Here is a 5,661-nt window from a genome sequence, read left to right as displayed (position 1 = left end):
ATTGCCAAAGCCCGGTTAGGTTCTTAGCAGGGTGTGACATTTTGTGACGATAATTAACCCTATTTTGGGGTGACATTTTCACAAGTTATTGACACCTTTTCTTTAAAATTTTCTTTAATTTAAACAAGCCCTGCAGTTTTTAGCTGAATATAAATAGCACACTCCAGTCTCTTCTTTTCCAGGGCACATCCCATTTCATATGGTTCCAGCAAATGGCCATGGCTGTGGTAGTTGCTGGCATGGCAACCACCGCTGCATAAATAGCGGGCCCAGCAATTCTGACATTTCTGCTTGTTGAATACATGGGCCTCCTGAAAACGCTGGACCAGCTCCGGTTTTTCTACTCCTGTATCTACTGTTCCCAGCCAGAAATCTTTATTGCCGACAAATTGATGACAGGGGTAGAGGTTGCCCTCCGGGTCGCAGGCCAGATATTCATGGCCCGCACCACAACCGGATAGCCGCTTGGCCAGACAAGGGCCACCCGTTAGATCCAGGTTGAAATGGAAAAAGGTAAAGGGCTGCCCTGTTTCCTGGCGCCGCAAAAACTCCTCTGTCAGCCGTTCATATTCTGCCAGCAATTGTGGTAGATGCTCTTCCTTCAGGGCATAATCCTCTTCCGGCGCCCCTACTACCGGTTCTACCGACAGGTGTTTAATCCCCAGGTCAGCCATGTAAATGACATCTGCCGCAAAATCCGGTTGTAAGCCGGTAAAAGTTCCCCGCACATAATAATTTTCCTGGTTACGGCTGTTAACAAAACGCAGGATATGGTCAACAGTACGCTGGTAAGAACCACTGCCATCCAGCCGGGGGCGCATGCGATCATGGACCTCCGGACGCCCATCCAGGCTTAGAACCACTGCCATTTCCTCTTCATTCAACCACCGTTCAATTTCTTCAGTTAGCAGCAGGGCATTGGTAGTCAAAGTAAATTTGATTTTCTTCCCGGCTGCCGCGGCCGCCTCTTTGCCGTATGCCACCAGGTTTTTGACTACCGGAAAATTCAGCAGCGGCTCCCCGCCAAAGAAGTCAATTTCCACCTGCTGCCGCTTTCCGCTGGCTTTAAGCAAGAAGTCAATGGCCTGACGCCCTGTTTCCTCCTTCATCAGAGTACGGTCCCCGCCAAAAGGCCCGGTGCCGGCAAAACAATAACGGCAGCGCAAATTGCAGTCATGGGCCACATGGAGACAAAGGGCCTTTACTACCGATTGCTGGCGCAAATGCAAAGCAGCCGGAGCCTGGTCCTCTGCCAGCAATAGACCCTCCTTTTTTAATTCCTCCAGCTCCCGGACCGCTTCCTCGATTTCTTCCCGGCTATATTCCTGCCCTAATTTGGCTCCAATCTCCTCCCGACTTGCAGCCGGCCAGTAGTCCAGAATCCGCCAGGTCAGCTCGTCCACTACATGGACGGAGCCGGAAGCCACATCATAGACAATCCTACTGCCAAAGAGGGTAAATTTATGCAACAATGTCTACCACCTCATTAAACAGCATTAGACAGTAAAAAACCCGACCCCGCAGGTGAGGTCAGGCCCTTTCTTTATCTTACACAAACCTGGTTACCAACTGTGCAGGAAGTTTTGCAAGCTGATTGACAGCTGGTCTGGCATTCGCCACAACCCCCGGTTTTAACGGTATTTTGCAGATTTTTTACAGCCAGAGTTTTAATATGCTTAGCCATTAGAATATCCTCCTCACATTATTGATTTTCCCTAAATAATTTTAACAGTTAAACCCTGCCTTGGCAAGCCATTTGAGTTTTTTCGTCATTTTTCACCAATTAAGAGTTGACACTTGTTACAATTAGTGCTAAATTAATAAGTGAAATACTACACACAGTCGATAAAGGCAAACCCATCGAAAGGTGGGGGCGCAAAGCCATGGGTCTAAGGCCTCGCTCCGGAGGCTATGATTGCCAGGTTGCCGAAGCTGGAAAGAGATAGAGAGCCACAGACTGCTCCGCCTTTCCATTGGAGGCTTCCTGGAAAGGCTTTTTCATTTGGGGGTGTAATATATGGAACTGGAATGCAAATGTGGATTTCTTCATGTCTCAATGGACACACTCATCACCAAGAGAGAGCCGATTTCGGGGAAACGGCGCATTATTTGCTCGGTCTGCGGCAAACAAATTCCCATCCGTACCGTTCAGCCCAAGACTTTCAAAGACCTGATGCGGCAAACGGGCGGTTCCGGTTATAATGCCAATGTGTTATTTGAGAGCTAACAAGGCTCCCCTGAACAGAAAGTTCAGGGGAGTTTTTTCTGGCAGACACGTGACTAAAAATAATTGCAATTATCGGTCCAGAGCTGAAAAATTCTGTTTCAAATCCTCAACTTCTTCTATCCCTACCGAAATTCGCACCAGTCCCGGCGTAATTCCCAGCCGGTTCTTGATTTCCGCCGGAATACCGGCATGGGACATGGAAAAAGGATGGGTGATAATGGTTTCTACTCCGCCCAAACTAGGCCCGATGACCGGAATGCTGGTAGAATTAATAAAGGCAATGGCTTCTTCTTCACTGCCCAGGTCAATGGTGATCACTGCTCCTGGTCCCCGGGCCTGGCGCTGGTGAATTTCCGCACCGGGATGGTCGCTGAAGCCGGGATAATACACCCTTTTCACCTTTTTTCTATCCCGCAGCCAGAGGGCCAGTTCCCGGGCGTTGCTTTGCTGCTGTTCCATGCGAATAGCCAGGGTTTTTAGCCCCCGCAAGGTCAGGTAGGAGTCAAAAGGACTGAGAACTGCCCCAAAGGCCATCTGAACCAGCTTGATTTGCCGGGCCAGCTGTTCATCATTGACCACAATCAGACCCGCCAGCAGGTCACTATGTCCCCCGATGTATTTGGTCGCACTGTGGATCACCACATCAATGCCTAACGCCAGGGGTTTTTGCAAATAAGGGGTAGCAAAGGTATTATCAATCAGGGTAATCAGCCCCTTTTCCCGGGCCAGCTGGCTCAAAGCCGCCAGGTCGGTAATCCGCATCAGGGGATTGCTGGGCGATTCCACAAAAATCCCTCTGGTATTGGGTTTTATCGCCTTTTTTACCTGTTCCAGATCGGTAGTATCCACAAAATCAAATTCCACCCCATAGCGGGCAAAGAATTTGGTCAAAATCCTGTAAGTACCACCATAACAATCTTCCGTCACCAGTACATGCTCCCCGGTCGCGAATAAACAGAGAGCTGTAGAGATAGCCGCCATCCCGGAGCTGAAAGCAAAACCGTATTTACCCCCTTCCAGTCTGGCAATAGCCTGTTCCAGAGCTTCCCGGGTAGGGTTCTGGCCCCGGCTGTATTCATAGGGTTTGCGAGCAGGCAATTCCTCCTGGTCAAAGGTACTGGTGAGATAAACAGGGACATTTACGGCACCTGTATATTTATCACCCCGCGGACCCGCATGAACGTAAAGACTTTTTTCCTTTAAATCGCGTTCCATTTTCTATACCTCCCCGCCTAGAGCTTGTTCCAGATCTGCCAGCAAATCTTCCAGATGCTCCAGGCCAACTGACAAGCGCAACAAACAATCAGTAATACCCCTATTCCTTCTCTCCGTTTCCGGGATATCCGCATGGGTCTGGGTTTCAGGATAAGTCAACAGCGATTCTACTCCGCCTAAGCTTTCCGCAAACGAAATAAGTCTGATTTTGCTTAAGACCTCTAATGCCAGCTCCTTTGATTCCACTTCAAAAGACACCATAGCTCCTGGCCCGCTGGCCTGAGCAAAATGCCACTCTCTTCCCGGATACTCTGACAGGCCAGGATACCAGACTTTTCTTACCCTCGGGTGTTTATTTAAATAAGAAGCTATTCCGGCTGCATTTTGCTCCTGCCGTTCCAGCCGTACCGCCAGAGTCTTCAGGCCGCGCAGCAACAACCAGCTATCCTGTGGTCCCAGTATAGCTCCGCAGGCATTCTGATAAAAATACACCCGTTCCGCCAGCTCAGGGTCCTTGACTGCGACCAGGCCTGCAATCAAATCATTGTGCCCACCCAGATATTTGCTGGCACTATGAATAACGATATCCGCTCCCAGCAATAGGGGACGCTGGCGCAGGGGAGTCATAAAAGTATTATCTACTAGCAATAATAATTGATGCCGCTGGCAGAATTGGGCCAGGCGGGATAATGGATAGATTTTCATCAACGGATTAGTAGGGGTTTCAATAAATACCGCCTTTACATCCTGACCTGCATAGTTTTCCCAGTCCTCCTCGCTGGTATTACTGAAATCCAGATAGGTAAAAGCCAGTCCGAGAGGACGCAGGATCTGTTCAAACAGACGATAGGTACCGCCATATAAATCATCACAAACCAGGATTCTATCTCCTGGCTTAAATATTTGAAAGACTGCTGTCAAAGCCGCCATGCCGGAACTAAAGGCAAAACCTCTACACCCGCCCTCTAAAGCGGCAATAGCTTCTTCCAGCACCTGCCGGGTAGGGTTGCCGGAACGGGAATAGTCAAAACCGGTAGATTGCCCTGGGGCAGGATGAGCAAAAGTGGCCGTTTGATAGATAGGCATGGTAATACTGCCTGTCCCCTGATCCTTGCGAACCCCTAGCTGAGCCAGAATAGTTTCCAGCTGCATTTCCTTCTACCTCCTCCATTTACTTTATCCTTTTGGATAAGAAAAAAACCTGCCCAAGGCAGGTCTTGTTTGCACAAAACCGCCTTATCTACAGGAATTGGCACCAGGACGCTGGTTTACCAGCCGGTTGCCGGGTTTCATCGGGCCAGTCCCTCCACCACTCTTGATAAGGTCGTCTTCTTAATTTTAAGTTTTCCCATCGGATTTGTCAATAAAAGTTTCTGCAAAATTTTTTGTGCCGAGGAATATTCCATTGTATTTCGGAGAAAATATAAGAATGTCGGGAATAAACTATTAAAATCGAATCTACTTGCCATTGCAGAGTGGGCCGGAATGCGATAAACTATCAAATGTCGCTGACGAGTTCGGTAACGGCCCCTTGGTCAAGTGGTCTAAGACACCGCCCTTTCACGGCGGTAACACGGGTTCGAATCCCGTAGGGGTCACCATCATGGGCGATTAGCTCAGCTGGGAGAGCACCTGCCTTACAAGCAGGGGGTCGGCAGTTCGATCCTGTCATCGCCCACCATACGCGGAGCAGTGGTCTAGCCTGGTCTAGGATGCCTGCCTGTCACGCAGGAGGTCGCGGGTTCGAATCCCGTCTGCTCCGCCATCTCCGCTGGGGTGTAGCCAAGCGGTAAGGCAGCGGACTTTGACTCCGCCATGCGTTGGTTCGAATCCAGCCACCCCAGCCATTTCCAATGTGAGCCATTAGCTCAGTAGGTAGAGCACCTGACTTTTAATCAGGGTGTCGCTGGTTCGAGTCCAGCATGGCTCACCACTATTCGAAGTTCGAGGTGCGAGGTTCGAAATCGTCAGCTTGCTCATTGAGCTTGATTAGAAACAGGCAATACAAGGAAGCTGAAGCGAGGCACCGGAGGCGTACTGGAGGTACGTCGAGGACCACGAGGCAGGCGGCAACGCAGCCCGACGAAGCTTATAAAAAGCCGAAAAATGCGGAAGTGGCTCAGTGGTAGAGCATCGCCTTGCCAAGGCGAGGGTCGCGGGTTCGAATCCCGTCTTCCGCTCCATACAACATGCGCCCGTAGCTCAGCTGGATAGAGTAA

5 protein-coding genes, 6 tRNA genes and 2 riboswitches are annotated in these 5,661 nt (G+C 50.0%); of the genes, 7 read left to right on the top strand and 4 right to left on the bottom strand.

What is annotated here, in order from left to right:
- Positions 1 to 119: 119 nt before the first annotated feature.
- Both scfB and scfA read right to left on the bottom strand, forming a co-directional pair.
- A complete protein-coding gene (gene scfB / locus B5D20_RS13160; protein ID WP_476559967.1) occupies positions 120 to 1,469 on the bottom strand; it encodes a thioether cross-link-forming SCIFF peptide maturase in 1,350 nt (449 codons plus the stop codon).
- Between the two features lie 74 nt (positions 1,470 to 1,543).
- Complete coding sequence (gene scfA, locus B5D20_RS13155) at positions 1,544 to 1,684, bottom strand: six-cysteine ranthipeptide SCIFF (RefSeq protein WP_078666660.1); 141 nt, start codon at positions 1,682 to 1,684, stop codon at positions 1,544 to 1,546.
- Between the two features lie 156 nt (positions 1,685 to 1,840).
- Positions 1,841 to 1,931, top strand: a riboswitch (cyclic di-GMP riboswitch).
- An 86-nt stretch (positions 1,932 to 2,017) separates the two neighbouring features.
- On the opposite strand from scfA, the gene B5D20_RS13150 reads away from it, so the two are divergent.
- Positions 2,018 to 2,227, top strand: coding sequence for a hypothetical protein (locus B5D20_RS13150; RefSeq protein ID WP_078666659.1), 210 nt, complete (start codon positions 2,018 to 2,020; stop codon positions 2,225 to 2,227).
- Positions 2,228 to 2,296: 69 nt separating this feature from the next.
- Here B5D20_RS13150 and B5D20_RS13145 read toward each other — a convergent pair whose 3' ends face one another.
- Positions 2,297 to 3,442 carry a trans-sulfuration enzyme family protein gene (locus B5D20_RS13145; RefSeq protein ID WP_078666658.1) on the bottom strand — a complete coding sequence of 382 codons (1,146 nt, stop codon included), beginning with the start codon at positions 3,440 to 3,442 and terminating at the stop codon, positions 2,297 to 2,299.
- A gap of 3 nt (positions 3,443 to 3,445) precedes the next feature.
- The gene (locus B5D20_RS13140; RefSeq protein WP_078666657.1) at positions 3,446 to 4,594 is read right to left on the bottom strand and encodes a trans-sulfuration enzyme family protein; all 1,149 of its coding nucleotides are present in this window, start codon (positions 4,592 to 4,594) and stop codon (positions 3,446 to 3,448) included.
- A gap of 81 nt (positions 4,595 to 4,675) precedes the next feature.
- Positions 4,676 to 4,767: riboswitch (SAM riboswitch) on the bottom strand.
- 200 nt (positions 4,768 to 4,967) lie between these two features.
- Here B5D20_RS13140 and B5D20_RS13135 point away from each other — a divergent pair.
- From B5D20_RS13135 to B5D20_RS13110, 6 genes are all read left to right on the top strand, one after another.
- Positions 4,968 to 5,043 (top strand) — tRNA-Glu (locus B5D20_RS13135).
- A 4-nt stretch (positions 5,044 to 5,047) separates the two neighbouring features.
- Positions 5,048 to 5,123 (top strand) — tRNA-Val (locus B5D20_RS13130).
- Between the two features lie 5 nt (positions 5,124 to 5,128).
- A tRNA-Asp gene (locus tag B5D20_RS13125) sits at positions 5,129 to 5,207 on the top strand.
- 7 nt (positions 5,208 to 5,214) lie between these two features.
- A tRNA-Gln gene (locus B5D20_RS13120) sits at positions 5,215 to 5,289 on the top strand.
- Between the two features lie 10 nt (positions 5,290 to 5,299).
- Positions 5,300 to 5,375: transfer RNA gene (locus B5D20_RS13115), tRNA-Lys, on the top strand.
- A 175-nt stretch (positions 5,376 to 5,550) separates the two neighbouring features.
- Positions 5,551 to 5,625: transfer RNA gene (locus B5D20_RS13110), tRNA-Gly, on the top strand.
- Positions 5,626 to 5,661 lie beyond the last annotated feature (36 nt).

Source organism: Carboxydocella sporoproducens DSM 16521 (assembly GCF_900167165.1).
In the GTDB taxonomy this organism is placed as follows: Bacteria; Bacillota.
This window is presented reverse-complemented; position numbering and strand designations above follow the sequence as displayed.